General features: G+C 69.8%; 1 protein-coding gene. It reads right to left on the reverse strand.

Annotated elements, in window-relative coordinates; genetic code table 11:
* On the reverse strand, positions 1 to 1,599 hold a 1,599-nt coding region (locus tag FKP22_RS29740), incomplete at both ends, for a condensation domain-containing protein (RefSeq protein ID WP_233447011.1).

Below are 1,599 nucleotides of genomic sequence, written 5' to 3' on the forward strand. Positions count from 1 at the left end.
AAACTTCGCCGTCACTCGCTCGGCCTGCATCAGCTCGGCGCGCAGGCCAGGCAAAACCAGCCCGGTCATCGGCGCGTTCTGCAGCACCAGCATCACCTGGAACAAGGGCGAGTAGCTGGTGTGCCGCTCCGGCCGCACGGCCTCGACCAGTTGTTCGAAGGGCACGTCCTGGTGGTCGTAGGCTTCCAGCGTGGTCTGCCGCACCTGCCGCAGCAGGCTGAGGAAGTCCTGCGCCAGGTCCACCTGGGTGCGCAGCACCAGCGTGTTGACGAAGAAGCCGATCAGGTTCTCGATTTCGGTGCGGTTGCGGTTGGCGATGGGCGTGCCGATGCAGATGTCGGTCTGGCCCGAATGCCGCGCCATCAGCACATTGAAGGCCGCGCACAGCGCCATGAACAGCGTGCCCTGCGCCTGGTGGCCCAGTGCCCGCAGGCCGGCCACCGCTGCCGCCGGCACGGTGAACGGCAGGGCCGCGCCCCGGTGGCCCAGCTTGGTCGGCCGCGGCCGGTCCGTGGGCAGGGCCAGCAACTGCGGGCTGCCTTCCAGCTTGCGCTGCCAGTAGCCCAGCTGCCGTGCCAGCAGGCCGCCGCTCAGGCGCTGGCGTTGCCATTCGGCAAAGTCCGCGTACTGGATGGGCAAGGCCGGCAAGGCGGGCGGCAGGCCCTGCAGGAAGGACCGGTACAGGGCCGCCACCTCCTGCACCACGATGCCCATGGACCAGCCATCCGAGACGATGTGGTGCATGGTCACCAGCAGCAGGTGCGCATCGCTGGCCAGCCGCAGCAGGCGGAAGCGGATCAGCGGGCCGGTCGCCAGGTCGAACGGCTGGTCCGCCTCAGCTTGCAGCTGTTCACGGGTTTGTGCCTCGCGCTGCGCTGTGGGCAGGCCGCTGAGGTCCAGCGTCTGCAGCGGCAACACCAGCGCCGGCGCGATGACCTGCACCGGCTCGCCCGCTTCCATCGCGAACGAGGTGCGCAGCGCCTCGTGGCGGCGCACGATCTCGTTGAGCGTGCGCGCCAGCGCGTCGGTGTCCAGCTGGCCAGTCAGCCGCACGGCGGCCGGGATGTTGTAGATGGCCAAGCCCGGCTCGTACTGGTCCAGGAACCACAGCCGCTGCTGCGCGAACGACAGCGGCCACGAGGTCCTGCCCGCTTGCCGCGGCATGGGCTTGACGGCCGCCGGCGCAGCCCGTTCGGCAGCGGCGGGTGTCGGCGGTTCAGGCTCCGCCGGCTCCTGGGGTGGCATGGCCGGCTCCATGCCGGCCGCAAGAGAGTCACCCGCAAACTCAGCAGCAAAAGGATAGGTGGGCAGGCTGATCTGCTTGGGACGGGCAGCGCCATCCGCGGCTGGGTGCAGGCGCTGCCAGTCCAGGTCGAAGCCTTGGGCCCACAGATCGGCCAGCTTGCCGAACTTGCCCTTGGCAATCCAGGCCCGCACGGTGGCGTCCATGTCCTCGTCGTCCAGCAGCGCGGCCAGCGCCTGCCGCCCGGCTTGCCCGCGATGCAGGCCGCCAAGCTGCAAGTTGCCCGCGATGAAGGCGGCCAGCTTGGCCCGCAAATCGTCCAGCGAATCCACCTGCAGCGCCAGGCGCTCTGCCAT

The sequence above is a fragment of the Ideonella azotifigens genome (assembly GCF_006519715.1).
GTDB classification, from domain to species: Bacteria; Pseudomonadota; Gammaproteobacteria; order Burkholderiales; family Burkholderiaceae_C; genus Ideonella; species Ideonella azotifigens.